The sequence below is a fragment of the Bacillus sp. Root920 genome, from assembly GCF_001429445.1.
In the GTDB taxonomy this organism is placed as follows: domain Bacteria; phylum Bacillota; class Bacilli; order Bacillales; family Bacillaceae; genus Bacillus; species Bacillus safensis.
In genome coordinates this window covers 228,665-254,062 of sequence record NZ_LMJV01000007.1, presented here as the reverse complement: position 1 = coordinate 254,062, position 25,398 = coordinate 228,665, and the positions used below count along the sequence as shown (strand labels likewise).

Here is a 25,398-nt window from a genome sequence, read left to right as displayed (position 1 = left end):
ATGACATTGTATTTACACGGCACTTGCAGACAAAATGAACTCGGTCATTTAGAAATTGGTGGTGTTGATGCTGTTTCTTTAGCTGAAACGTATGGGACACCACTTTATGTATATGATGTGGCTTTAATACGGGAGCGCGCAAAAAGCTTTCAAAAAGCATTTATAGAAGAAGAATTAACGGCACAGGTAGCATATGCGAGTAAAGCATTTTCCTCCATCGCCATGTTTCAGCTTGCCAAAGAAGAAGGATTATCTCTTGATGTCGTATCAGGCGGTGAGCTTCACACAGCCATTTGCGCTGGATTCCCAGTAGAAAAAATTCATTTCCATGGCAATAATAAAAGCAGAGAAGAATTAAAAATGGCTTTAGAGCACGGGATCGGCTGTATTGTTGTGGATAATTTTTATGAAATGAAGCTCATTGAACAGCTTGGTCAAGAGCTGTCAAAAAAAGTGAAAGTATTGCTCCGCATCACGCCTGGTGTCGAAGCGCATACGCATGATTACATTACGACAGGTCAAGAGGATTCAAAATTTGGCTTTGATCTTCACAATGGACAAGCAGATGAAGCGGTGAAACAAGTGCTTGGGTCAGAAGTGATCGAGCTTTTAGGTGTTCATTGTCATATTGGTTCACAAATTTTTGATACGGCTGGTTTTGTCCTTGCAGCCGATAAAATCTTTTTGAAGCTGGATGAATGGAGAGAATCATTTGGTTTTATTTCTACAGTATTAAACTTAGGCGGCGGCTTTGGGATTCGTTATACAGAAGAGGATGAACCACTTCCTGCGACAGAATATGTCGAAAAAATTATCCAAGCTGTGAAAGAGAACGTGGCCCGCTACGAGTTCGATATGCCAGAGATTTGGATAGAACCAGGCCGTTCCCTTGTAGGAGATGCAGGGACGACTCTTTATACGATCGGATCATCAAAACATGTACCTGGCATCCGTGATTATGTTGCAGTAGATGGTGGAATGAGTGACAACATTCGTCCAGCTTTATATCAAGCGAAATATGAAGCGGCAAGTGCCAACAAAATGAGCCAAACGCATGATCAAACGGTTTCAATTGCTGGTAAATGCTGTGAAAGCGGAGATATGCTCATTTGGGATATCGATCTGCCAGAATTATCACAAGGGGATTTATTAGCTGTCTTTTGTACCGGAGCTTACGGCTATAGTATGTCAAACAACTATAACCGTATCCCGCGCCCAGCTGTTGTGTTTGTAGAAGACGGGGAAGCGCAGCTTGTGGTTGAGCGTGAAACATATGAGGACATTGTGAAACTTGATTTACCGTATCAATCAAAAGTGAAATCATCTACTTAAAAAAAGCCGCCTGGTGTTCAGGCAGCTTTTTTTCATGAATTATTTTCCTCCAGTGAATACAGAAACGATCGCATTCCAAATGGAGACAAAGAAATCCCAAATCTTTTGAAGAAGGTTTTTCCCTTCATCCGATTCTATGAATTTAGTAATCTTGTCTTTTGCTTTATCAATTTGAGATCCTACTTGATTCCAATCGATATTGATGTTTTTCATTTTATCAAATAGCGAGACAAGCTGATCTTTTTGATCCTGCGTCAGATTTAAGTTCAAATCAGAAGCAGCCTGATCCACTTTTTCTTCTACTTCTTTTGTGGTTTTAGGGACACCGTTTTTTGCAATGTCATCTTTGATTTTTGCAATAAGGGCAGAAGCGTTATCTTTCCCGATAGAGTCACCCAATTTAGAAGTTGTCACAAGCTCTTCGTTTGCCACCTGCTTCACATCTTCTGGAATGGCTTTGTCGCTTGACACCTCATACGCTTTTAGTAAGCCCGTCAGTGCGGCTGTACCAGATACTTCAAATGGAGCAGTCACGACAACCTTGGCATCTTTGACACCTGCTGTCATTAAAGCATTTAAATACATCTCATCTGTAATGGTCTTGATGTTGTGTGTATCCACAGTCAGGCCAGTACCTGATTTTTCAATGGTGATTGATGAAGATGATAATGCTCTCGTCCCGATAGAAGAACGAGGGATGTATTTTCCTAAATATTCGTGCTCTTCTTTATTGGTTACTTCAATTTTTGTCGCATTTTCAGGTGGATTCAACTCGTCAAGCACCTTCTGGCGATCAGCCGGTGTTAAGTCTTGCCCGAGTGTGACGATGACATCGCCGACAGCTGCATCCGCTAAGCTGACTTTTGGCGCACCAATTAGGAAAAGGAGCGCTGCCATCATACCAAGCATCATTTTTTTAAACATGTTGACCTCCTTCAAGTCGAAAGCGTTCCCCTTTCAAGAGAAACTTTAGCTTTTGAGTACACGTAAAGTAGTGCACTCCATCATATAGACGTAACAAATTGGCTTGACGTTTCAATTTTCTTTTTAAGATGTGTTCCTGTTCCGATAAATGAAGACATGTCATTCAGTCAAATATCATTTTATTAGGAAAAAAGAATCAAGCAACCCTATTTTATCAATCATCAGCTAAGAGGTAAATGACAATCGAAGAGCAGGGGATGTTTAACATCACCGAAAATGTGCTATAATGAGCGTTGTTTAACCTGAAAGGAGAATGTGAAAAATGGCGAAAAAAGGATACATACAATTAACGAATGGAAAGAAAATTGAGTTTGAACTTTACCCAGAGGCTGCTCCAGGTACAGTAGCAAACTTTGAAAAATTAGCGAATGAAGGCTTCTACGATGGATTAAAATTCCACCGCGTGATACCAGGCTTCGTCAGCCAAGGCGGCGACCCAAACGGTAATGGAACGGGTGGTCCTGGTTACACAATTAAATGTGAAACAGAAGGAAATCCACATCAGCACGAAAGAGGTTCATTATCAATGGCACATGCTGGTAAAGACACAGGCGGCAGTCAATTCTTTATCGTACATGACCCGCAGCCGCACTTAAACGGTGTTCACACGGTTTTTGGCAAGGTAACATCTGGTATCGAGGCTGTACTTGATATGGAGCAAGGGCAAGGCATGGAAAAAGTTGAAGTTGTAGATGCTTAATCTAAAACACCGCTTATCGCGGTGTTTTTTATTTTGTTTGTGAGCCTCCTGTGATTTGTTTCGTTAGGCGGTAGGTGATGAACCAATACAAAATGGCTAAAGCGCTGATAGAGGCACCAAAGAGACATACTCCGCCCCAGCCATAGGTCGCGTATATACTGGTTGAAACAATTGAACCGGTCGCACTGCCGATGGAGTAAAAAATCATGTAAGCGGCCGTAAGCCGGCTTCTCGCCTCAGGCCGCACTGTGAAAATCATAGTCTGATTCGTTACGTGTACTGCCTGCACAGATAGGTCAAGAATGATAATGCCAATGACTAATGCAATAAGTGAATGTTCAGTCAAACTGATGAAAAACCATGAAATGAATAATAGGACAAGGGCTATACCAGTTGTGAACTGTCCAAAACCTCGATCAGCAAGGCTGCCAGCCCGAGCAGCCCCTAACGCTCCGGCTGCTCCAGCAAGACCAAATGCGCCAATTGCAGTATGTGAAAGAGAGTATGGCGCAGTACTGAGAGGCAGTACGAGTGAAGTCCATAACGTACCAAAGACGATAAAAATCAGAAGAGCCAAAATCCCACGGATGCGCAGGATTCGTTCTTGTATGAACAATACAAACATTGAACGAAGCAGATGAGCATAGGATAATGACTCTCTTTTGCTGTCATCACGCGGGAGCACTCGGAACAATACGCCAGTTAGGATAAGCATGATGACGGCAGAAACAAGATAAACAGACCTCCAGCCAGCAAAATCGGTTAATACACCAGCAAAGGTTCGAGCGAGAAGAATGCCGGTTACGATTCCACTTTGCACCAAGCCGACTATACGGCCGCGTTCTTCTGGAGCAGCCCAACTTGCTGCAAACGCAACGAGTACCTGAGTGACTACAGCGAGCAGTCCGACCACTGCTAATCCTAGAAATAAGACGGTGACGATAGGAGCGATGCCGACTAGAATGAGGGCAAGCACAGATAAAAGCATCTGACCGATAATGAGCCGTCGTCGATTCAACAGATCACCAAGCGGTACTATCAGTAGCAGCCCCGCCGTATAACAAAGCTGAGTAATCGTAATGATAATACCAATGGATGAATACGTGATACCGAACTCGTCTGCCAGTGAATCTAGTAACGGTTGTGCGAAGTATATGTTTGCAACAGCCATCCCGCACGCTGCTGCAAAAAGTAGTGCCATATAGTGACTCATCTTTGATTCAGGTTTTAATCGAAAATTCATATCAGGATGATCTCTTGGAGTCATTTTATCTTTAACCATTCATTGCATCCTCTCCTTTTTATACTAAAAAGTATAATATATCGATCGGTATAAAATGATTCCTGTTAATGATAACCAATAAAATATTTTAAAGTCAAGAGTTTCATCCAGTTATTCTAAGTTGATCTTGATTAAAGAAAGACAGTTTGACAATTTTACATGAATAAAATAAAATTATAATGTACTGATTGGTAATAAAAAATGATATCCTTACAAATAAATGAATAATTGTTTTGGTGAAATGATTTTATTGTTGAAAAGAGGAATTGAGGATGGTTCGACAGCGTGAGTTTGATGAGGAAAAAGCGTTGGATGATGCAATGGTGCTTTTTTGGGAAAAGGGGTATAGAGCTACAACGTTAAGCGATTTGACTGCAAAAATGGGAATACAGCGGCCAAGCTTATACTCAGCCTTTGGAGATAAAGAGGAGTTATTTGAGGCTGCATTACGTAAATATACAAAGCAGCATGCAGCCCGTATTCGAACAAAACTTCAAAACAATCAATCTGTAAAGAAAGCATTTCATATTTTATTTACAGATGTAGTGGAAGAGGAATATAGAGATGGCCCGAGTAAAGGCTGTTTTTGCATTAATACGATAGTGGAACTTGCTCCACACGAAGAGAAATTTGAAATTCTGACAAGAGAGCATCAGATGTATCTTTCGGTCATATTTGAAGAAAAGATTGTGCAAGGTATTCGCTCGGGTGAGCTTGAAAGCAGCTTGAATGCTAAAGCCTTAGCACAGACACTGGTCGTTTCTTTCATCGGGCTTACCGTCCTCATGAAGTCACGTCCAGAGCGTTCATTTGTAGATCATTCTGTAGCGACGATCCTATCCATTTTAAAATAAAATGGACAACACGCTATGACAGCTTCCATGAAAAAATCATACAGCATAGTGAAAGCGTATTTGATCCATTACATCAAAATACGCTTTTTCTTATAGGGCAGTCATGCACAGAATGTATTTTTATGATATGATAGGAGAACAAACATTCGTATTCGCGGGGTGCCAGCATATCAGATGCAAATGAAGAAATTGGAAAGAAAGAAGGGGATACTTTGAAACCACTCACAAAAGAAGAGAAAAATCAAATGACGATGGCCATTCAGCGTTATTTTGCTGAAGAACGAGAAGAAGAGATTGGTGAATTAGCAGCCATTAATATACTAGAATTTATCACAAAAAACCTTGGAAGCTACTACTATAATCAAGGGGTTCGCGACAGCCGCAGCATCGCTGTTCAGCGGTCACAATTGTTAGAGGAAGACTTATTTGCACTCGAAAAAAGAATATAATGAAAAGCTTGCAGTATGGTGTGTTACGAACTAATAAACAGGAAAAAGACCCCCTTAATAAAGAACGCATATTCGTATCATATGTAATGATTAAGAGGTGGAACCAAAGAGCCATCTAAATCGTTATATAAGTAACCATTAATGAAAATCAGCTTTTTTGGTTTTATTTCAATAAAAGAAGGAATAAAACATACAAATAGGCGAAGTGCAGATGATGGAGGTTCTAAATATGGGGAAAATTAAATTAAAAATTGCGATCTTATTTGTTTTACTGCTTTGTTTAGGCGCAGGTTATTTATACATGAATGGCATGAAAATTGAAGATGTGCCAACAGCCATTGGCGAAAGCTTAACAAATAATGATAAAGATTATACCATCTATGAATATACCATTACGAAAATTGATGGAGATGAATATTACGGTCAAGCGAAGAATGGCACAAAAATCATTTTTAATGGTAAGAAATTTGAAGATGATGTGGCTGATCTGAAAAAAGGCGATCGTATTAAAGCCTACTTTAGTAATGAAAAAAGAATAGATGGACTGATAAAAGTAGTAAAAGTCGTTAATTAACATGTCTCCTTTCCTATAAGGAGGCTTTTTTTGTGTGAAGAAATCTTGATTGTTGCATTTGACAACAAGGATCGCTATAATAGCCCCTAAGGACAGCTAAATATCGATTGTATCCTTCGGGGCAGGGTGAAAATCCCGACCGACGGTAATAAAGCAAATGCTTTACAGCCCGTGACCCGTTAATTTATTAACGGTTGATTCAGTGAAAAGCTGAAGCCGACAGTGAAAGTCTGGATGGGAGAAGGATAAAGAAAGCTATGAACGAAAAATATTTGTTGATCATAGTCTTATTTCTGATGCAAAAAAACCACAGCCCCGGAATTTTTTCCGGGGCTTTCTGTATGATTTTGTCGTTAATAGACTGCATGCAGTGTTTATTAGGTGATCCCTCATCTACCTTGTATGGACCATAAAAAGCGACGAAGGTGCTCAATCGATCACATGTCCCTAACATCGCTTTTTTTAAAAGTGAGAAATACAAATGAAACGAAAGGGAGGATCACATGTTTACGGGGATAATTGAAGAAGTTGGCACCGTTCAGTCATTAAGTAAAAAGTCAGCAGATGCCATGGAAATTGTCATTACATGCAGCCGTGTGCTGGAAGATGTTCAACTCGGAGACAGTATCGCCATTAATGGAGTATGTCTCACAGTCACAAGCTTCACAAAAGAACAGTTCGCGGCAGATGTGATGCCAGAGACGGTCAAAGCGACATCGCTGGATCAGCTGACACAAGGCAGTCCAGTGAATTTAGAGCGAGCCATGTCCTCAAATGGACGATTTGGCGGCCATTTTGTCTCAGGCCATGTTGATGGAACGGCTGTCATTACCCGGATAGAAAAGAAGAGTAATGCCATTTACTATGATTTAAAAATGAACAAAACCCTCACAGATATGCTCACCCAAAAGGGTTCGATCGCAATAGATGGTGTCAGCTTGACCATTTTCGATTTGCGAGATTCACATGTCACAGTTTCTATTATTCCTCACACGCTTGAAGGAACTATTTTCCCGACTAAATCTATGGGGGATATCGTGAATATAGAGTGTGACATGATCGGTAAATACATTTATCGTTTTTTAACAAAAGAGCAGAGCGAAAAACAGCCATCTCGATTGACCCCATCATTTCTAAAAGAGCACGGATTCTAGGAGGCGATTGTATGTATCATTCCGTTGATGAGGCAGTAAATGCCCTAAAACAAGGAGAAATCATTATCGTAGTGGATGATGAAGACAGAGAAAATGAAGGAGACTTTGTGGCACTTGCTGAGTATGCCACACCTAAGGTGATTAACTTCATGGCATTACATGGAAGAGGCCTCATTTGTACGCCAGTCCATGCGTCGATCGCCCAACACCTGAATCTGCATCCAATGGTTGAACATAATACGGATGCACACCATACAGCATTTACAGTAAGCATCGACCATGTGACAACGACGACTGGTATTAGTGCTTTTGAGCGTTCCACGACCATGCTGGCCATGTTAAATAAAGACGCAAAACCAGAAGAGTTTGCCCGTCCAGGACATGTTTTTCCGCTTATTGCAAAAGAGGGCGGCGTACTAGAAAGACCGGGTCATACAGAGGCGGCGGTTGATCTTGCTAAACTGGCAGGCTCAGAGCCAGCGGGTGTCATATGTGAAATTATGAATGCAGATGGATCAATGGCGCGCGTCCCTGAACTAAAGGAGATCCAAAAACAGCATGATTTAAAGATGCTGACAATCGAAGCATTACAGACATATTTAAACAACAATCGAACAGCCGCTATTGAAACAAAATAAAAATCACAAAAAAGGATGATCAACATATGAATACAATACAAGGTCATGTAGTAGCAGAAGGACTAAAATTTGCAATCGTTGTAGCGAGATTCAATGATTTTATTACAAGTAAACTGTTAGATGGAGCAGAAGATACATTACTAAGACACGGAGCAAATGGTGATGATATCGATGTTGTGTGGGTACCAGGCGCTTTTGAAATCCCGTACATGGCAAAAAAATTAGCAGAAACCAAAAAATATGATGCAGTCATCACACTTGGAACCGTGATCAGAGGCGCAACGACTCACTATGATTATGTTTGTAATGAAGCTGCTAAAGGAATTGCTCAGAGTGCTATGTCAACAGGGGTACCGATTATCTTTGGTGTACTCACAACAGAATCGATTGAACAAGCCATTGAAAGAGCTGGTACAAAAGCAGGAAATAAAGGCAGCGAATCGGCTGCAGCTGCTATTGAAATGGCGAATCTCAATCGAACGTTCTCTTAATTTAGTGAAAAAGAGTTTAAAAACGGTATAAAAATGTTTATAATGTGTGATGAGCAAATGAATCATAAGACATTTGCTGGAAATTAGGATAATTTGAATATTGAGGGGTATATATGTTAATTCGTTACAAGAGGTCTTTTGAAAAAATTGCCATGGGACTTCTGTCCTTTATGCCGGGTGAGAAAGACGTCAAACAGCTTCAGCAGACGATGAAGTCATATGAAATGGATGAAGATCGGCAGCTGTTCCTATGGAAAGATGGCGAGGATATTGTAGGTGCTATTGGTGTGTTGAAAACAGACGACCAAGTACAAATTGAGCATATTAGTGTGAATCCATCCCATCGTGATCAAGGAATCGGCAAGGAAATGGTTTTAGCCGTGGAAGAAATATTTAAAACCAAAACACTCATTCCAAATGAATTAACGCAAGGCTTCTTTCATAAGTGTCACAGCGAATCAAATTAAATATCACACATGTAAAAGCAGAGGCTACAGTCCTCTGCTTTTTTTACGTTCAATCTGCTTTTTTCGTTCCAGCAAAACTTCTGTCCGGTCACGGAGTCTATGTTTTTCGATTAAAAATGTATGGGATAAGTTGCTTTCCTGTCCAAAGAGCAGTCCTTCTTTTTGGGCCATTTCTTGGCATAAAGAAAGAAGTGCTTCATCTTTGATTGGCAGCATCACACTTTCATAGGGCATATCTTCATCCATTTTCTTTTTCAGCGTTCTCAGAAGCATCAGAAATGCCTCATCATCTAGACCGAGATTCGATAATACTGAACGGTTTGCTTCTAACAAATGAAGACTGTTAGAAATAAGCCGTTTTGCTCCTTTTCCATTTCCCCGTCTTTGATGATACAAGGCAACAGCGAGCTGAATGAGCCCGACCCAATATTCTTTGCGCTGCTCTGGGGGATCTTCCTTCCAATATTCCTCTAAAATTTCATGACACTCAAAATAATCTCTTGTCGAATGAAATTCGTGTAAAAAAGCCACGTACGCTTCAGGATACACAGCGGTCATCTCCTTTTCCACTCTCAGTCTAACATATCGAAAAGAAAAGAAGAAAGAGCGTCCCTTTAGTGAAAAGGACGCTCTGTTTCTTTAATAAACCCAAGCCGCGCCAACGATGATCAGCAAGATGAAAAGCACGACAATTAGCGCGAATCCTCCGCCGAAGTTATAGCCATCTCCCATAATGATACGGCCTCCTTTTTCATCAGTTCTGATTACAATGGTATTCTATGTATAAATGCCCTTATTGGTATGGGCGGATCCACAGTTTTTCTCGATTTGCCTAAGGCATCATGGCCGAAATTATATTGGACGAGAGCTTTATCCTGTCTTATACTAAAGGTTAGCCGGTGAAACGGTACTTAGAAGACAGTAGAAATGGTGAGAAAAAGATGCTGGAATATCAGGTGAAAATAGATTCGTTCGAGGGTCCTTTGGACTTGCTTTTACATTTAATTAACCGGTTGGAAATTGATATTTATGATATTCCCGTCGCTAAAATTACGGAGCAGTATTTATTATATGTCCACACGATGAGGGAGCTTGAGCTCGATGTTGCGAGTGAATATTTGGTCATGGCTGCAACCCTCCTGAGTATTAAAAGCAGAATGCTTCTTCCGAAACAAGAGGAAGAGCTGTTTGATGAAGACCTGCTCGAAGAGGAAGAAGACCCTCGAGAAGAGCTGATTGGCAAATTGATTGAATACCGCAAGTATAAAAATGCAGCACAAGAACTAAAGGAACGCGAAGAAGAAAGGCAAAATGCCTTTACAAAACCACCGAGTGATTTAAGCGAATTTGCAAAAGAATCAGAAGCGAAGGACACAAATTTACACGTAACGGTGTATGATATGTTAGGTGCGTTCCAAAAGGTATTAAATCGAAAGAAAATAACGAAACCAGCACCATCAAAGATTACAAGACAAGAAATCCCGATTGAAGACAAAATGAATGAGATTATGAACCATTTAAGAAAAACAAAAAAGCGGACCAATTTCATGACTCTATTTCAACATGATCAAAAGGAACACCTTGTCGTGACGTTTCTTGCTGTTCTCGAATTGATGAAAAGTCATCAAATCATGCTAGAGCAGGAAGGGAACTTTGAAGACATTTATATCATAGGGAGTGAAACGATTCATGACGCTTGATATCGTGAATTGGAAAGCCATCTTAGAAGCGCTGCTGTATGCAGCAGGTGACGAAGGCTTAACAAGAAAACAGCTCATGTCTGTTCTTGAAATAGATGAGTCGGTATTACTCGACATTATGTCTTCCGTAAAGGAAGAATATCAAAAACAAGAACGAGGGATTGAGCTCATTGAATATGCAGATTCATATATGCTGCTGACGAAAAAAGAATACAGCATGTATTTAAAAAAATTAGTTGAGACACCATCCAAGGGTTTGTCGCAGGCAGCGCTGGAGGTGCTTGCCATTGTTTCTTATAAACAGCCGATTACACGCAGTGAGGTAGAGGAGATCAGAGGAGTCAAATCAGAGCGGGTACTTCATAGTTTAGTAGCCAAAGCGCTGCTCTGTGAAGTAGGACGTGCCGATGGTCCGGGACGAGCGATTCTTTATGGGACAACCCCTACCTTTTTAGAGCAATTTGGCTTAAAAGCTTTAGATGAATTACCGCCGCTTCCAGAGAATGTAGAAGCAGATGGAGTACAAGAAGAGGCCGATCTATTTTTTGAAAACTTCAATCAAACATTTGAAGACATAAAATAGTTCAAAAGAATGAAAAATGTATGATAAAATATAAAAAAGATTTTAGGTCTAAAATCTTTTGATGACAGATAAAATGGTGACAAAGCCATGAGGGGAAGGTAAACACGAAACAAATGGCACATATGAATGTAAAGGCTCAAGTTGATCAAGCAGGCGTCTTTTTATCAAAGGTTGCAATTGAAATGAATGGTTTTCTGAACGAAACCACCTTATCAAGCTTGAAACGATTAAACCCCGAAGCGGAAGCCTATTATTGTGACATATTGAGTACATTACGGAAGCTTGCAGTGTACAGCGAGGATGCAGCAGCAGTTTGCAGGAAAATGGGCCAGCAGCAGACATTCCCGCAGCAAGCCGCACAGCAGATGCTCCACCGTATTTATCATCAATGTATTGAAGAATTTTTCACGCCTAAAAAGGATACATGGTATGAAGACAGCCGTTCGGCCTATACAGGAAAAAGCAGCATTGTTTTTCACCATGAAGTATCCGCTGATATGAAACAATTATTTTCTTCATTAGAAAAAGACTTTTTAGCGATGAGAGAAGAGCTGGAATATACGACTTCTCATCAGCAAGTGAAAATGGTATAAGCAATTTGAAGAAGCGCCTCTATATGTAGAGGCGCTTTTTTTTATGGACGAGGCATCATAACTTTTTCAGCTGAGCATACACTTGTACAAAACGGACAAGGACGTGAATGAACATGCCCTATTTAAAAATTGGAACAGCAGTCCTTCTTCTATTTACACTCTTACTGCCTTTTTCCTCACATGCCAAAGCAGACATTTCATTATCAGTGAGTGCAAGAAGCGCCATTTTAATAGATGGACAGTCAGGCAGAGTCCTATTTGGAAAGGACGAGCACGAAAAAAGAAGAATCGCCAGTATTACAAAAATCATGACGGCTGTATTAGCCATTGAATCAGGAAAAATGAAAGATACCGTCAAAGTATCAAAACGTGCGATTCAGGCGGAGGGTTCATCCATTTATTTAAAGGAAGGGCAGAAGGTGAGCTTAGAAGATTTGACGTACGGGCTCATGCTGCGTTCTGGAAATGATGCAGCTGTTGCCATTGCAGAGCATGTTGGCGGCAGCTTAGAAGGATTTATCTTTATGATGAATCAAAAGGCAGCTGAACTAGGAATGGAGAATACGAATTTTCAAAATCCGCACGGACTCGATGATCATAAAAATCATTATTCATCAGCCTATGACATGGCGATCTTAACAAAATACGCGATGAAACATAAACAATATCAAAAAATTGCCGGTACAACTTTCTATAAAGCGAAGACAATGGAAGGCTATTGGAAAAATAAAAACAAGCTGCTTACCGGTTTATACGAATATTCCACTGGAGGGAAAACAGGATATACAAAGCTTGCAAAACGAACACTTGTCTCCACCGCTGCAAAGGGTGATGCTCAGCTGATCGCTGTGACCATTAATGCACCTGACGACTGGAAGGATCATATTTCTATGTTTGAATATGCATTTGATCACTATAAAACGTATGTGCTTGCTGAAAAAGGAAGGCTTGCTTCGTTAAAAGGGACCTTTTACGAAAAAAAAGCGTTTATCAAGCGTGATGTGGACTATTTTTTAAATGAAGATGAGAAAAAACTTGTCAAAATTGAAACGGAAATGCTCACCCCTAAAAAGAAATGGAAAAAAAACGCCGAAGCCATCCCAGATGTTGTTGGAAAAATGACGATTTTATTAGATGGACAGGTGATTGAGCAATTACCGATTTTTTATGAAAATAAACGAAACCGCATGCCTCAAAAAAGCTTTCAAGAAATGTTTAAGTCTGTCTTTCAGACATCTATAGGCGGATCTTCATGGTCAATCTAATTTGGGTATTTCTCACTGTCATCGGTCTTGTCTATGCGATGTTTAATGGAACGATGCAGGAAGTGAACGAGGCTGTATTTAAAGGCTCAAAAGAAGCGGTTACTATTTCAATTGGTTTGATTAGTGTTCTCGTTTTTTGGCTCGGGCTCATGAAGATTGCCGAAGAGGCAGGGCTGTTAAATTTCTTTAGTAAATTGTGCCGGCCCTTTATTTCAAAGCTATTCCCGGATATTCCGCCTAATCATCCTGCGATGGGATATATTTTATCCAATCTCATGGCGAATTTCTTTGGTCTCGGGAATGCCGCTACACCTCTTGGAATTAAGGCGATGGAGCAGATGAAAGCATTAAACGGCGGAAAAAATGAGGCAAGCCGGTCTATGATTACATTTCTAGCGGTCAACACATCCTCTATCACACTTGTCCCAACAACCATCATTGCAATAAGAATGACCTATGGGGCAGATCAGCCAACAGACATTGTAGGGCCAACCATTTTAGCAACACTCATTTCAGGAATCGGTGCAATTATCATCGATCGTTATTTCCACTATCGCAGAAGCAGGCGGGGGTGATCTTGTGGCATTTATTAACTGGCTGTCACTTGCTTTGATTCCACTGATCATCGCAGGAATTTTGATTGCTGGAACCATTAAAAAGGTACCAACCTATGAAACATTTGTGGAGGGAGGAAAAGAGGGCATTCAAATTGCCTTTTCAATCATTCCCTATTTAGTCGGTATGCTTGTAGCCATTACGATATTTCGTGCATCAGGTGCGCTTGATTTTGTTATGGGACTATTAAAACCAGTCTTTACAGCGATTGGTTTCCCGCCAGAAGTCGTGCCGCTTGCGTTTATTCGCCCGATATCAGGAACGGCTGCACTCGGAATGACATCTGACTTAATAGCGACGTACGGCCCAGATTCTTTTATTGGCCAGCTTGCAGCTGTCATGCAAGGGTCAACAGACACCACCCTTTACATTTTAACGGTCTATTTTGGAGCAGTCGGGATTAAAAAAATGGGAGATGCGCTGAAAGTAGGTTTGCTAGCAGATCTCATTGGTGTCATTGCCTCTGTGATTATCGTCAGTTTGTTATTTAGCGGCGCCTAATCAGGCGCTTTTTTGTATTTCATGGATGGAAAATCGCTTTTTAGCTGAAATTAGACAGACGAAACGCTTAATTTTCCACGAATGCTTGTTTGTTTTAAGTCAAGCAAGTAAGATAGTACATGAGGTGAAAGACAAATGGAACGTTTACAGAAAGTAATTGCACATGCCGGCGTCGCTTCAAGACGAAAGGCTGAAGAATTAATTAAAGAAGGACGAGTTACCGTTAATGGTCAAACAGTGACAGAGCTCGGAGTGAAGGTGGGCTCTTCAGATAAAATTGAAGTCAATGGATTAAAGCTTGAAAGAGAAGAACCGGTTTACTTTATGCTTTATAAACCGCGCGGCGTCATTTCGGCTGCCGAGGATGATAAAGGACGCAAGGTCGTCACAGATTTCTTTGATGATGTCCCGCAGCGCCTTTATCCAATCGGGCGGTTAGATTATGATACGAGCGGTTTGATTTTGATTACAAATGATGGGGAATTTGCCCATAAGCTCATGCACCCGAAATACGAAATTGATAAAACGTATGCAGCGAAGCTAAAAGGCATTCCATCAAAGGAACTGCTTAGAAAGCTAGAAAAAGGGATCATGTTAGATCATAAAAAAACAGCACCTGCTCGTGCGAAAATGCTTTCTATTGATAAACGAAAACAAACTTGTATTGTTCAATTAACCATTCACGAAGGCAGAAACAGACAGGTGCGCCGCATGTTTGAAGCGATTGGACATGATGTGTTAAAGCTAAAAAGGGAGCAGTATTCGTTCCTTCATATTGAAGGTATGAGACCAGGAGACCGCAGAGAATTGTCTCCGCATGAAGTAAAGCGCCTGAGAGCAATTGCCGATCATGGGAAAAGCGCTTTTTAATTTTCACATAAACTTCAAAAAATGAAGAAGCATCAAAAGAAGGAGAATGCTATAATTTACCTGAATGTCTATGGGGAAGGGGTACTTCAGATGAAAAAAAGACGGTTTTTCATACGGACGGGCATTCTCCTCGTGATGCTTGCTGCACTATGTTATACAATGTATAACTCAGTATTTGCCAAACAGGATCGAGTCAAAGAAGGATCTATTGCGCCAAACTTTGTCCTTCAATCTGTCGATGGGGATCGGATTGAGTTAAAGGACTTAAAAGGCAAAGGTGTCTTTCTTAATTTTTGGGGTACATGGTGTGGTCCGTGTAAACAGGAATTTCCTTATATGGCGAATCAATATGAAGTGTTCAAGGATCGCGGTGTGGAAATTGTTGCAGTCAATGTTGCGGAATCCAAGATTGCCGTGAAAAATTTTATGGAGTCCTATGGCGTGAATTTTCCTGTTGCCATGGACAAAGATCGTCAAGTGACAGAGGCATATGATATTACGCCGCTGCCAACCACATTTTTAATCAGTCCTGAAGGCAAGGTAATCAAAGTCATAAAGGGAACGATGACAGAACGTAATGTCTATGAATATATGAATTTGATTAAACCAAAGGGGTCATAGAATGAAAGAGGTAAAGTGCGAGTGTGGACATATTAATCCAATCGGTACTGTTCTATGTGAATCATGCGGGAATCCCATTGCGGCTAAAGAGAAAAACTCTTCAAAGCTGCTTGATATGAGATATGACGGCAGTGCAAGACGCTCGCAAACATACAACAAAACGATTGTTGATAAAGTATGGAACTTTTTTTCTTCCGTTAAAGTGGGTGTGTGGCTGATTGTCATTACACTGCTCGCTTCTTCGCTTGGAACGATTTTTCCGCAGGAGCGATTTATTCCGCCAGGTGCATCTGCTTCCACGTATTATGAAGAGCAATATGGATCGTTTGGCAAGCTGTATTACACACTTGGATTTCATGATCTTTATAATTCTTGGTGGTTTTTAGCTCTTGTCGCATCAATCGGAATCTCCCTTGTCATTTGCAGTCTCGACCGCGTTATTCCTCTTTATCGAGCACTCAAAAACCAAGGGGTTATCAAAAAAGAAGGCTTTATGAGAAGACAGCGTCTGTTTAGCGAGACAGACAAAACATTAGATCAGCATACATATGAAGGCATCATAAGAGCAATGAAACAAAAGCGTTACCGTGTGCGAGAAGAAAATGGGCATATTTTAGCCGAAAAAGGACGTTTTTCACGCTGGGGACCTTACGTCAATCACATTGGACTAATCATCTTTCTCATTGGAGCGATGCTCCGGTTTGTCCCGGGCATGTACGTGGATGAAACGCTTTGGGTCAGAGAAGGGGAAACTGCACCAATTCCAGGTACGGATGGTCAATACTTTTTGAAAAATAATGCGTTTTCAATTGATCGCTATGAAACTGGAAATGAAAAAGAAGTGTTTGAGAATGCCATTGAAAAAGCTGGCGACGGTCAAGTGGTGAAAAGCTATAAAACGGATGCTATTTTATACAAACGTGAAGGAGAAGTTGTATTTGGTGAAAAGCCCAAGCTGAAGCAGGTAACAGAACACGATATCAAAGTGAATGAACCGCTCAAGTTTGACAATTTCTCATTATATCAAGTAGATTTTAAGCAAAATGAACTCGATCAAATGGTCTTTCAGCTGATTCGTAAAGATACAGAAAAATCTTTCGGTACAGTGAAGATTAATCTGCTGGAGCCTAAGTCAGAATATGATCTTGGTAGCGGTTACAAAGTCAAGGTGATGAGCTATCTGCCTGATTTTTATTTTGACGATGATGGAACGCCGAGTACGAAAACAAGGAATCCGAATAATCCTGCTTTCGTGTTTGAAATGATTTCTCCTGAAAAACCTAAAGGTGAAAAAAGCTTTGTCGCCATTCAAGAGACAGTAGAGGGTTCTGATAACAATCTATATAAAATGAAGTTTGATCGGGTTGAAACGAAAAACGTTACAGGGTTAACAGTTAGAAAGGATTTAACACTTGGCGTGCTCATAGTAGGCGGAATCATCTTCATGATTGGTGTCGTGCAGGGGATGTATTGGCAGCATAGAAGAATCTGGCTGTCGGCAAAGGATGGAAAAGTATTGGTGGCAGGACATACAAACAAAAACTGGTTCGGCTTAAAGTCCGATATTGGAGTGTTACTGAACGGCAGTGGCATCAAACAGCCAGTTGATCAAAAAGAACTGCCTGATACAACAAGTATCAGCAAAAGCAAGGGGGAAGGATTAGATGGCGGCAGTCAGTGAAAATCTGTTATTTGCAGCTTTTCTATTTTATTTAGCGGCAGTTCCTTTTTTTGGTGGTGCCATTAAGGGAAAAAAGAAAGAGGAAGGACCGCGCAGGAATAAGGCGGCACTCATTGGCATTACGCTTACCATCATCGGTTTTTTGAGCCAGTTGGGCTATTTTATTTCAAGATGGATCGCATCTGGCCATGCACCAGTCAGTAATTTGTTTGAGTTCACAACGGCTTTTGGCATGATGCTGGTGCTTGCATTCATCATTTTATATTTTGTGTATCAAGTATCTGTACTTGGTTTATTCACACTTCCAATCGCTTTATTGATTATTGCCTATGCAAGTATGTTCCCATCAGATATTTCACCGCTGATTCCTTCACTTCAAAGTAATTGGCTTTATATTCACGTGACAACAGCAGCACTTGGCCAAGCCATTTTAGCCATCAGCTTTGTGGCAGGTGTCATCTTTCTATTAAAGCATGTGGATCAAACAAAGCCAGGGAAGAAGACGTTTGGTTTAGAGCTTGTCATGTTTATGATTGTGGTCACACTTGCATTTATCGCTGTTACGTCTATCTTTAGAATGACAGGATATGAAGCGACATTTAATTGGATCGATAAAAATAAAGAAAAAAGTGAGATGGTCTATGAGCTGCCAGCTCTTGTCGGACCTCATAAAGGGGAGCTTGTGACGGAAGATCGTTTGGAACCGTTTGTCGAGCTGCCGCCTGTTTTTTCAGGTAGAAAGGTCAATACGGTGTTATGGTCATTTGGCGTAGGGCTGATCATATACGGACTCATTCGATTGATCATTCGCAAACGGCTGAGCGCACTGCTTCAACCGCTAGTGAAACAGGTGAACTTAGATTTAGTTGATGAAATTGGGTATAGGGCGGTTTCGATTGGTTTCCCTGTATTTGCGTTAGGCGGGTTGATTTTTGCCATGATCTGGGCGCAAATTGCATGGACTAGGTTTTGGGGCTGGGACCCGAAGGAAGTATGGGCATTGATTACGTTTCTCTTTTATGCTGCCTATCTTCATCTTCGCTTGTCGCGGGGCTGGCATGGTGAAAAGTCCGCATGGCTTGCTGTGATCGGCTTCGCCATTATTATGTTTAATCTCATCTTTGTCAACCTTGTCATTGCGGGGCTTCATTCTTACGCATAATCACAAGGAAAAGCCAACTTTTATGATTCAATTCGGCTTTTTGTTAAAATGAATGTAACAACGGAGAAAGCAGGAGGACTGTCTAATGGAACACACAACTCAAACGAAAATATTAGTCGTAGATGATGAGGCAAGAATTCGCCGCCTTTTAAAAATGTATTTAGAACGTGAGAATTATGAAATCGATGAAGCGGAAAATGGAGATGAGGCGATTCAAAAAGGGCTTCAAACCGATTACGACCTCATTTTGCTCGATTTAATGATGCCTGGTACAGATGGAATCGAAGTGTGTAATCAAATTCGAGACAAAAAAGCGACTCCAATCATTATGCTGACGGCAAAAGGAGAAGAAGCCAACCGCGTTCAAGGATTTGAGGCAGGAACGGATGACTACATTGTCAAACCTTTCAGCCCGCGTGAAGTGGTTTTACGTGTAAAGGCATTGCTCAGAAGATCGTCTCAAACGTCTTATTTGAATACTGGGACAACAACAAAGGATGTTCTTGTGTTTTCTCATCTTTCTATTGACCATGATGCACATAGAGTGACGGCTGATGGCAAAGAAGTCAGCCTCACGCCGAAGGAATATGAGCTTTTATATTTCCTTGCAAAAACACCAGATAAGGTCTATGACAGAGAAAAGCTGCTAAAAGAAGTATGGCAATATGAATTCTTTGGAGACTTACGAACAGTTGATACGCATGTCAAACGACTTCGTGAAAAACTGAATAAAGTGTCACCAGAAGCAGCGAAAAAAATCGTAACTGTATGGGGTGTCGGGTACAAATTTGAGGTCGGCGCTGAATGAAACTGTGGAAAAGTGTTGTAGGAAAGCTATGGTTAACCATTCTTTTCCTCGTCCTGATCGTTTTATCTATTTTAACTGTGCTTCTTTTAGAGTTCATTGAAAATTATCATGTAGAAGAAGCAAAATCTGATTTAACACAAATGGCAAACAAAGTAGCGGTCATTTTAGAAAGCCATGAGGATCAATCGCTTGCAAGGTCGATTACATCAGAGCTCGCTGACAAATTGACAAGTATTGCGATCATCCAAGAGGACGGGCTAGAGTGGTATTCGTCTGAAAAAGACGGGAAGCTTCCTGCGATTACAAAGAAACAAATTGAAGCAGACAGCGATTTAAATCAAGCACTGAAAGATCGTAAAAAAATCAGTAAACGTGCAGAACCTGATGCAGGCAATCAAAAAGATGAACGGATTGTAGTCGGTGTTCCATATGAGGCGAACGGAAAAAAAGGCATGGTCTTTCTTTCTCAGTCACTCCTCGCTGTAGAACAAACAACGAAACATACGACACGCTACATCTTTTTAGCCGCCGGAATTGCGATTGTACTGACCACTATATTCGCTTTCTTCTTGTCAACACGTGTCACCTATCCTCTCAGAAAGATGAGAGAGGGTGCACAAGATTTGGCGAAAGGGAAATTTGATACAAAGATTCCTATTTTAACGCAAGATGAAATTGGAGAACTGGCGATCGCCTTTAATCAAATGGGGAAGCAGCTTAAATTCCATATCACAGCCTTAAATCAAGAAAAAGAACATTTATCTAATATTTTAAGCAGTATGGCTGATGGCGTCATCACCATCAATATTGATGGAACGATCTTGATGACAAATCCTCCAGCAGAACGATTTTTACAGGCATGGTATTATGAGCAAAATATGAAGATCAAAGATGGAGATGAACTGCCGCCAGAAGCGCGCGAGCTATTTCATACAGCTGTCAGTACAGAAAAAGAGCAAATGATCGAAGTTACGCTGCAAGGGCGTACCTGGGTTCTTCTCATGTCTCCGCTGTATAATCAGCAGGATGTCAGGGGAGCAGTTGCAGTCCTTCGTGATATGACGGAGGAACGAAGACTTGATAAGCTGAGAAAAGATTTCATTGCCAATGTCAGTCATGAACTTCGTACACCAATTGCCATGCTGCAAGGGTACAGTGAGGCAATTGTAGATGATATTGCAGGATCAGAAGAGGAAAAGAAAGAGATTGCGCAAATTATCTATGATGAATCACTGCGAATGGGACGTCTTGTGAATGACCTTCTAGATCTAGCGAGAATGGAAGCAGGTCATATTACACTTAATCTTGAATCAACAGATACGGAAGAGCTGACAGAGAAGATCTACCGCAAGTTTCTCGGGATTGCGAAAGAAAAACAAATCGACCTTACGTATGATATTCAAGTCGATGAACCGAACTTTGTATTCGATCCAGATAAGATTGAGCAAGTGTTTACGAATCTCATTGATAATGCCATTCGTCATACACCAGAGGGCGGCGAGGTTCACTTCTCGGTTCAATCGGTGGAGAACGGACTGAAAATGGATGTAAAAGATTCGGGGAGCGGAATTCCCGAAGAGGATCTGCCCTTTATTTTCGAACGCTTCTATAAAGCCGATAAAGCAAGGACAAGAGGACGTTCTGGTACTGGACTTGGCCTTGCGATTGTGAAGAACATCGTCGAGGCACATCAAGGCTCTATACATGCTCATAGCAAAGCGGGTGCAGGTACACACTTCACATTCTATATTCCGAGAAAAAAGCAGGAACTCGTCTAATCTTGACGAAGAATCTTGTTACATGAGAAACACTTCTTTTCGTAAAGAAAATGAAGTGTTTTTTCTATTTTCAAATTTTTAAGGAGAAGTTAAACAAAAAGCCCTTTCCAAACTGTCGAACTTGTAATATATTTGTCATAAAGTTGTAATGTAACGTTTTATAAGAGTCACTCGACAAAAATAAGTGAACGGAGGGGTTTCCTATGCATGAAACCTTTCAAAAAATATATGATTCGTACCATCAAGATTTGTACCAGTTTTTATTTTACATGGTTAAAGATAAAAATCAGGCAGAGGATCTCGTACAGGAGGTTTACATTCGGGTACTTCACTCATATAAAACTTTTGAAGGAAGAAGCAGCGAGAAAACATGGCTGTTTTCAATTGCAAGGCATGTGGCGATTGACTGGTTTCGCAAGCAGCAAACCATTAGACAACGGGTACTCGGCACGTTTGATTGGGATAAGCAGGATGTAAAAGACCCAGACTTGCTCCCAGACGAACTGGCTGTACAGGATGAAAATACTAAAGAAATTTATGCCGCGCTTGATCACTGCACGATTGATCAAAGAGCTGTCATCATTTTAAGGTTTATCCAGGGCTACTCAATCATGGAGACGGCAAAGGCGCTAAAGTTCTCGGAAAGCAAAGTCAAAACAACGCAGCACCGAGGCCTGAAAGTGCTCCGAAAACATATGGAGCTTTTGAAGGAGGAGCTAGTGAATGAAAACGAACAGGTCCGATTGGAGCGAAGAACGAATCAAGGTGTTACTAAGTCAGCTTCCAAAGGTGGAGGACAACCGTTCATCTAAGCAGATATACCAGCAGGTGCTGATGGCAAGCGGGAAGAAAAAGAAAAGTGTCAAATGGATCGGTCCAGCGGTGGCAACCGTTGTGGTTTTATTTATGGCGTTTTTAATTTCTCCTCATTTATTTCAGCCGGCTGTTCAAGAACAGCATCAACAGATGAAAATGGAATCAAGTGCTGACAAAGGACAGGCAAATGCCACATTAGAGCCGGTCAAACAGGCAAATGGTACCACACACGTTGTTTCTCATGAAGACAAGCAAAAGTATATGACGGTTGCATACATAGATGAATCGACATCTCAAGTGGTTCCCATAAGTATTGAAAAAGAGAATGAACATGGCCATTTGCAGGAAATGATGAACACATATGAACAGGTGCAGCTGCCTGAAATGACAAAGCCTCTTCAATCTTATCTTGAGATGGTGGACCTTCGTGAAAATGGGAATACACTTGTTTTTCAGTTAAAAAATGATTTGTCCCTTGATACGATAAAGGAAGCCAATCGATTTAAAGATATGGTAAAAGAAACGCTCAAATGGAGCAGGTATAAACAAGTGGAGGTCAGGTCAGTTAAAGGTTCTCATCTTCAATTAGGGACTAGCAGCTTTGGCACGATATCAATTGATAAACAAACGAAGAAAGCTTATTACGTGTTAGAAAATAAGAGCGGGACTTTTTTGGTGCCCTCAAAAACACATTATTCTACTTATGAAGATGCGGTAGAGGCCATGAAACGCACGAGTGATTCTGGACTTGAACCATTAATTAAAGAAGAACCCATTAAAGAAGTGACATCAAAAGGTAAGCATGTAACCATCACGTTTGGAGCATCAGCGCAATTATCGGACTCAATTGATCATACTCTACTCATTGAAGGTCTGCTGCTCACAGCGAAAGATTTTGGTTTTACAGATGTCACCATTCAATATGCAGGAACAGATCAAGTAGGACCATATGAATTAAATGAACCAATAGAGGTGCCGGCTCTGCCGAATCCAGTTGTCATCAAAGAACGTTAAAGGACGCAAGCATTTCATTGCGTTCTTTTTTGATGTATAGAAAATGGTCTTCTTGCTGTATACTAAGCTGTCATGAAAAGAACCTCAAAGAAGGGGAGTCACTGATGAAAAGGTATTGCTTCATAGGTGCCAGCTGTTTTTTGCTCTTGATCTTAGCGCCATTTGCCCATGCACAGAAGGCAACCGAATGGGTGGAACCAGTGAAAGGAGAAGTCACTGACTTGTTTGGGACAAGGGGCGGCTCGCATAAGGGATTAGATATAGCTGCGCCAGAAGGAGAATCCATTTTTGCTGCAAGTGAAGGTGTGGTCACGCGTTCGTATGTATCGGCTACATATGGAGAAGTTGTATTTATTCAGCATCCAAACGGATACGAAACTGTCTATGCTCATTTACACGAGCGTTTTGTGAAAAAGGGTGACCATGTACAAGCGGGACAGCCGATTGGTATAATTGGCAACACAGGGGCCTCCAGAGGCACACATTTGCATTTTGAAGTACATCGTGGCAATTGGTCAGTGAGCAAAGAGGATGCGATAGATCCGCTCAAAATGATTGCTGTGGAACGCTTCCGAGAGCCGGCTCTTCATGTAAATGGACATGAAAAAAATACATATGTCATTAAACAAGGGGATACCCTTTGGTCGATAGCAAAGGCGCATGAAATGACTGTGGAACAATTGAAAAAGATCAATGAGCTGACCACTCACCTCATTCGAACAGGAGACCGTTTAATGGTTTCAACAAAATAAACCTCATGCAAAGCATGAGGTTTATCACTGTTTTTTATAAGTCAATCAGGCGGACAGAAAGAATATCCTGCACTTCAGTTAATTTTTTCACAATTTCGTCCTCTAGATGCTTGTCGAAAGAAAGCATCATAATGGCTTCGCCGCCTTTTTCTTTCCGTCCCACCTGCATTGTTGCGATGTTGACATCATGGTCGCCTAAAATCTGTCCAACCTTTCCAATCACACCAGGTGCATCTGTATGCTGGATGTAGACAAGGTGTCCATCTGGGTAAAAATCAATATTAAAGCCATTAATAGAAACTACGCGTTCCCCTAAATGCGGAATGTAAGTCGCTTTAAGAGTAAAGGTTGAAAGATCACCTTTGACTTCAATAGAAATACTGTTCTCGTAACCAGATTCGCTGGAAGAAATTTTTTCACTAAAGCTAATGCCTCGTTCTTTTGCGACCATTCCAGCATTTACTTCATTCACAGTCGAATCAACACGCTCTTTTAAAAAGCCTGACAGGAGACTCTTTGTGATAAATGATGTTTCGAGTTTTGAAATAGAGCCTTCATAAGAAATGCCTACTTCTTTTACAGGTTCTCTCATGGATTGAGAGACAAGACGTCCAAGTTTTCCTGCAAATTGATGATAAGGCTGAATCTTTTTGAACTCGTCTTTTGTCATCGCTGGTAGATTAATAGATGACATGACAGGAAGGCCTTTTGCAAATTGAAGGACTTCTTCAGATACTTGCGCCGCTACATTTAATTGTGCTTCTTTTGTAGAGGCACCAAGATGCGGAGTTGCAATGACGTGTGGATGATCCACAAGCGGATTATCAGTTGGAGGTTCTACCTCGAATACATCGAGTGCAGCTCCTGCGACATGGCCGCTTTCAAGTGCCTCAAGAAGGTCAGCTTCGTCAATAATGCCGCCGCGCGCACAGTTTACAAGGCGAACACCTTTTTTCGTTTTTGCAATCGTTTCTTTATTGAGAAGTCCTCTTGTTTCTTTTGTTAATGGCGTATGTACAGTAATAATATCTGATACTTCGAGTACTTCATCAAGTGATTTCGCATTGACGCCAATTTTTTCTGCACGTTCTTTTGTGAGAAATGGGTCAAACACGTTGACTGTCATGCCAAATGCTCTTGCACGCTGGGCGATTTCACTTCCGATTCTGCCTAAACCGACAATCCCAAGAGATTTTCCGTAAAGCTCAGCACCAACATATGCACCTCTGTTCCATTCTTTTGATTTGACAGAAATATTGGCCTGCGGAATATGACGCATAAGTGATGAAATCATAGCGAACGTATGCTCAGCTGTCGAGATCGTATTACCGTTTGGTGCATTGATTACAATGACGCCATGCTTGGTCGCTTCATCAATGTCAATATTGTCTACTCCGACACCGGCACGGCCGACAATTTTTAATGAAGTCATTTTTTCATAAAGCTCTTTTGTTACTTTTGTGGCACTTCTGACAAGTAAGGCATCAAACGTGTGTAATTCATCTTCTGCTTCTGCTACATTTTTTTGGACAATTTCAACAAAATCTGATTCTAAAAGTGGTAGAAGACCATCATTGCTCATCTTATCTGAGACTAATACTCGAAACATCGTTAGATTTCCTCCTAAAATAAACGTCATAAATATCTGATAATTTACCATATTCCTTTTCACTGTGTCAATCAAATTAAAGCAGTAAAGTGAAAAAGAAAACAC

At 40.9% G+C, this 25,398-nt stretch carries 28 protein-coding genes, 1 pseudogene and 1 riboswitch; of the genes and pseudogenes, 24 read left to right on the top strand and 5 right to left on the bottom strand.

What is annotated here, in order from left to right; genetic code table 11:
• The first annotated feature begins 6 nt into the window (after nt 1-6).
• Entirely contained in the window at nt 7-1,332 is a 1,326-nt protein-coding gene (lysA, locus tag ASE42_RS12560) for a diaminopimelate decarboxylase (protein ID WP_056767198.1), read from the top strand.
• 39 nt (nt 1,333-1,371) lie between these two features.
• Here lysA and ASE42_RS12555 read toward each other — a convergent pair whose 3' ends face one another.
• Nucleotides 1,372-2,256 (bottom strand): DUF1002 domain-containing protein, encoded by an 885-nt coding sequence (locus ASE42_RS12555; protein ID WP_024422856.1) that lies wholly within the window; start codon nt 2,254-2,256, stop codon nt 1,372-1,374.
• A gap of 322 nt (nt 2,257-2,578) precedes the next feature.
• On the opposite strand from ASE42_RS12555, the gene ASE42_RS12550 reads away from it, so the two are divergent.
• Nucleotides 2,579-3,016 carry a peptidylprolyl isomerase gene (locus ASE42_RS12550; RefSeq protein ID WP_008359679.1) on the top strand — a complete coding sequence of 146 codons (438 nt, stop codon included), beginning with the start codon at nt 2,579-2,581 and terminating at the stop codon, nt 3,014-3,016.
• Nucleotides 3,017-3,044: 28 nt separating this feature from the next.
• Here the strand turns inward: ASE42_RS12550 and ASE42_RS12545 are convergent, their stop codons facing one another.
• A complete protein-coding gene (locus ASE42_RS12545; RefSeq protein ID WP_056767195.1) occupies nt 3,045-4,298 on the bottom strand; it encodes an MFS transporter in 1,254 nt (417 codons plus the stop codon).
• Nucleotides 4,299-4,570: 272 nt separating this feature from the next.
• Here ASE42_RS12545 and ASE42_RS12540 point away from each other — a divergent pair, with 272 nt between their 5' ends.
• The 7 genes and pseudogenes from ASE42_RS12540 (at nt 4,571) to ASE42_RS12510 (ending at nt 8,925) form a co-directional block, all read left to right on the top strand.
• A complete protein-coding gene (locus ASE42_RS12540) occupies nt 4,571-5,152 on the top strand; it encodes a TetR/AcrR family transcriptional regulator (protein ID WP_056767192.1) in 582 nt (193 codons plus the stop codon).
• Nucleotides 5,153-5,364: 212 nt separating this feature from the next.
• Nucleotides 5,365-5,601 (top strand): DUF2164 domain-containing protein, encoded by a 237-nt coding sequence (locus tag ASE42_RS12535; RefSeq protein ID WP_024422853.1) that lies wholly within the window; start codon nt 5,365-5,367, stop codon nt 5,599-5,601.
• Nucleotides 5,602-5,830: 229 nt separating this feature from the next.
• Nucleotides 5,831-6,175 (top strand): hypothetical protein, encoded by a 345-nt coding sequence (locus ASE42_RS12530; RefSeq protein WP_008344451.1) that lies wholly within the window; start codon nt 5,831-5,833, stop codon nt 6,173-6,175.
• 108 nt (nt 6,176-6,283) lie between these two features.
• Nucleotides 6,284-6,425, top strand: a riboswitch (FMN riboswitch).
• Between the two features lie 253 nt (nt 6,426-6,678).
• Nucleotides 6,679-7,329: a riboflavin synthase gene (gene ribE / locus ASE42_RS12525; protein WP_056767189.1), complete on the top strand. Its 651-nt coding sequence runs from the start codon at nt 6,679-6,681 to the stop codon at nt 7,327-7,329.
• 11 nt (nt 7,330-7,340) lie between these two features.
• Nucleotides 7,341-7,946, top strand: a pseudogene (ribB, locus tag ASE42_RS12520) (3,4-dihydroxy-2-butanone-4-phosphate synthase); the annotation flags it as partial.
• Between the two features lie 47 nt (nt 7,947-7,993).
• A complete protein-coding gene (gene ribE / locus ASE42_RS12515) occupies nt 7,994-8,458 on the top strand; it encodes a 6,7-dimethyl-8-ribityllumazine synthase (protein WP_029706184.1) in 465 nt (154 codons plus the stop codon).
• Between the two features lie 113 nt (nt 8,459-8,571).
• Nucleotides 8,572-8,925, top strand: coding sequence for a GNAT family N-acetyltransferase (locus tag ASE42_RS12510; protein ID WP_024422850.1), 354 nt, complete (start codon nt 8,572-8,574; stop codon nt 8,923-8,925).
• A 24-nt stretch (nt 8,926-8,949) separates the two neighbouring features.
• Here ASE42_RS12510 and ASE42_RS12505 read toward each other — a convergent pair whose 3' ends face one another.
• Complete coding sequence (locus tag ASE42_RS12505) at nt 8,950-9,474, bottom strand: DUF309 domain-containing protein (RefSeq protein WP_056767187.1); 525 nt, start codon at nt 9,472-9,474, stop codon at nt 8,950-8,952.
• Nucleotides 9,475-9,564: 90 nt separating this feature from the next.
• A complete protein-coding gene (locus ASE42_RS18725; RefSeq protein ID WP_012010430.1) occupies nt 9,565-9,657 on the bottom strand; it encodes a YjcZ family sporulation protein in 93 nt (30 codons plus the stop codon).
• A gap of 209 nt (nt 9,658-9,866) precedes the next feature.
• Between ASE42_RS18725 and ASE42_RS12500 the strand changes: the two genes are divergently transcribed.
• The 15 genes from ASE42_RS12500 (at nt 9,867) to ASE42_RS12430 (ending at nt 23,684) form a co-directional block, all read left to right on the top strand.
• Complete coding sequence (locus tag ASE42_RS12500; RefSeq protein ID WP_024422848.1) at nt 9,867-10,625, top strand: segregation/condensation protein A; 759 nt, start codon at nt 9,867-9,869, stop codon at nt 10,623-10,625.
• The gene (scpB, locus tag ASE42_RS12495; RefSeq protein ID WP_056767184.1) at nt 10,615-11,208 is read left to right on the top strand and encodes an SMC-Scp complex subunit ScpB; all 594 of its coding nucleotides are present in this window, start codon (nt 10,615-10,617) and stop codon (nt 11,206-11,208) included. Before ASE42_RS12500 ends, scpB begins: the two co-directional genes overlap by 11 nt.
• 113 nt (nt 11,209-11,321) lie before the next feature.
• A complete protein-coding gene (locus ASE42_RS12490; protein WP_024422846.1) occupies nt 11,322-11,801 on the top strand; it encodes a YpuI family protein in 480 nt (159 codons plus the stop codon).
• 113 nt (nt 11,802-11,914) lie between these two features.
• Nucleotides 11,915-13,066: a D-alanyl-D-alanine carboxypeptidase family protein gene (locus tag ASE42_RS12485; protein ID WP_039179629.1), complete on the top strand. Its 1,152-nt coding sequence runs from the start codon at nt 11,915-11,917 to the stop codon at nt 13,064-13,066.
• On the top strand, nt 13,054-13,641 hold the full coding sequence (locus ASE42_RS12480; protein WP_056767181.1) for a nucleoside recognition domain-containing protein: 588 nt from the start codon (nt 13,054-13,056) through the stop codon (nt 13,639-13,641). Before ASE42_RS12485 ends, ASE42_RS12480 begins: the two co-directional genes overlap by 13 nt.
• Before the next feature lie 4 nt (nt 13,642-13,645).
• A complete protein-coding gene (locus ASE42_RS12475) occupies nt 13,646-14,182 on the top strand; it encodes a spore maturation protein (protein WP_024422843.1) in 537 nt (178 codons plus the stop codon).
• Nucleotides 14,183-14,317: 135 nt separating this feature from the next.
• Nucleotides 14,318-15,052, top strand: coding sequence for a 23S rRNA pseudouridine(2605) synthase RluB (gene rluB / locus ASE42_RS12470; RefSeq protein ID WP_024422842.1), 735 nt, complete (start codon nt 14,318-14,320; stop codon nt 15,050-15,052).
• A gap of 90 nt (nt 15,053-15,142) precedes the next feature.
• Complete coding sequence (gene resA / locus ASE42_RS12465; protein ID WP_024422841.1) at nt 15,143-15,673, top strand: thiol-disulfide oxidoreductase ResA; 531 nt, start codon at nt 15,143-15,145, stop codon at nt 15,671-15,673.
• Between the two features lies 1 nt (nt 15,674).
• The gene (locus ASE42_RS12460) at nt 15,675-17,354 is read left to right on the top strand and encodes a cytochrome c biogenesis protein ResB (RefSeq protein WP_024422840.1); all 1,680 of its coding nucleotides are present in this window, start codon (nt 15,675-15,677) and stop codon (nt 17,352-17,354) included.
• A complete protein-coding gene (gene ccsB, locus ASE42_RS12455) occupies nt 17,338-18,516 on the top strand; it encodes a c-type cytochrome biogenesis protein CcsB (RefSeq protein ID WP_024428071.1) in 1,179 nt (392 codons plus the stop codon). Before ASE42_RS12460 ends, ccsB begins: the two co-directional genes overlap by 17 nt.
• Before the next feature lie 85 nt (nt 18,517-18,601).
• Nucleotides 18,602-19,324 carry a response regulator transcription factor gene (locus ASE42_RS12450; protein WP_003215596.1) on the top strand — a complete coding sequence of 241 codons (723 nt, stop codon included), beginning with the start codon at nt 18,602-18,604 and terminating at the stop codon, nt 19,322-19,324.
• Nucleotides 19,321-21,102, top strand: a complete 1,782-nt coding sequence (locus ASE42_RS12445) for an ATP-binding protein (RefSeq protein ID WP_034623436.1) — start codon at nt 19,321-19,323, stop codon at nt 21,100-21,102. The genes ASE42_RS12450 and ASE42_RS12445 overlap by 4 nt, the downstream gene beginning before the upstream one ends.
• Nucleotides 21,103-21,305: 203 nt before the next feature.
• A complete protein-coding gene (gene sigX / locus ASE42_RS12440) occupies nt 21,306-21,914 on the top strand; it encodes an RNA polymerase sigma factor SigX (RefSeq protein ID WP_024422837.1) in 609 nt (202 codons plus the stop codon).
• Nucleotides 21,826-22,932, top strand: a complete 1,107-nt coding sequence (locus ASE42_RS12435) for a hypothetical protein (RefSeq protein WP_056767178.1) — start codon at nt 21,826-21,828, stop codon at nt 22,930-22,932. The genes sigX and ASE42_RS12435 overlap by 89 nt, the downstream gene beginning before the upstream one ends.
• A 104-nt stretch (nt 22,933-23,036) precedes the next feature.
• Entirely contained in the window at nt 23,037-23,684 is a 648-nt protein-coding gene (locus tag ASE42_RS12430) for a M23 family metallopeptidase (RefSeq protein ID WP_056767175.1), read from the top strand.
• A gap of 34 nt (nt 23,685-23,718) precedes the next feature.
• Here ASE42_RS12430 and serA read toward each other — a convergent pair whose 3' ends face one another.
• Nucleotides 23,719-25,293, bottom strand: coding sequence for a phosphoglycerate dehydrogenase (serA, locus tag ASE42_RS12425; RefSeq protein WP_024422834.1), 1,575 nt, complete (start codon nt 25,291-25,293; stop codon nt 23,719-23,721).
• Between the last annotated feature and the right edge of the window lie 105 nt (nt 25,294-25,398).